General features: G+C 39.4%; 1 protein-coding gene. It reads right to left on the bottom strand.

Features of this window, described 5'->3' with window-relative positions:
* The coding region (locus tag ACFIL7_RS01325; protein WP_375633289.1) for a YopJ/AvrA family T3SS effector serine/threonine acetyltransferase at nucleotides 1-846 on the bottom strand (846 nt) is incomplete at its 3' end.
* Nucleotides 847-1,123 lie beyond the last annotated feature (277 nt).

The raw sequence follows: 1,123 nt of genomic DNA, 5'->3' as shown, positions 1-1,123 counted from the left end.
GTTTAGGGTTTCGCCTTTTTTGTTTACTTTTTCATGTGCCGCGTCTGGATTGGCTTTTAGATATTCCCCAAGACGTCTTCTTCCTTGCACGTGTTTGTAAAAAGTGGTCGGAAGATATGGATCCAATTTTTCAGCAGGTAAAGGCGTGTCTGGTTCACATAAGACACCTTTAATATTATCTTTGTGCAGTCTTTCTAATTTAGCAGATTCGGTATGAAGCTTTTTAGCGAGCGCTAAACAAAACATTCCACATTCAGAGGAACTGCGTTGAATGTCCATTTCTGCCATGGCAAAAGAACAGTTGGGCAATTCATGCGCTTTAAGGGCCAATTGCGTCCTTAATGCGAGTACTGCTGGTTTCATATTGTTAAATGTTGTAGGTTCAAAAAATATCACCGATGTTTTGTCCTCTATGGTTTGATGATCAATGAGCGCAAAATGAATTCCCCTATCCTTTGTGTGAATGATAAATCTAGAAGATTGAACGCCGTTTTCGATGGCTTCTTTGAGTGCAAGGGCAAAGTCGTGAGATGACGCTGCCAATTGAAGACGCATGTCGGGATATTTACGATTTGCCTGATCTACCAAGGCTGGCATTAGCTTAAGGTCTGTACTTGCATAATCAGCTGTGAACCAACGACCCGTTGAGATATCATCCTCTAAACGGGCAACAATATCTTTTAATTCTTCACGATTGAATGGGATATTTTTGCCTTTTTCACTACTGGATTGTTCTAAATGTGCAGTAAGAGTGTCTAACGATGCATTTGCATGCGCCCTTTCAGGTGCACTTGCCTCTTCTGGTGTTTGTGAGGAATGAGGGAGGGAAGAATCTTGTGGCTTCATACTATTAGCCTCCATATTGATAATCGATAGGTGATATTATCTTCTTCAATTCTGGCTAAACAATGTTTGCAGGAAAGATTTTTAGCTAGAAAAAACAAAGAGATGAAATCATCTTTATTTAAATTACGAAAGATAAAACCCCACGCTTTTCAGAGTCAAAGGTAAGGTATCTTTTTATCTTTTAAGAGATCACGTCGCTTACTGTTTGCATCTTTACCTCTTTCAAAGGGAAAAGAAGATTTGCTAACAGCAATTTATGCCTTACCGTAAAGCTACA

It is taken from the genome of Bartonella sp. AP3QHHD, assembly GCF_042195765.1.
Classification (GTDB): Bacteria; Pseudomonadota; Alphaproteobacteria; order Rhizobiales; family Rhizobiaceae; genus Bartonella.
This window is presented reverse-complemented; position numbering and strand designations above follow the sequence as displayed.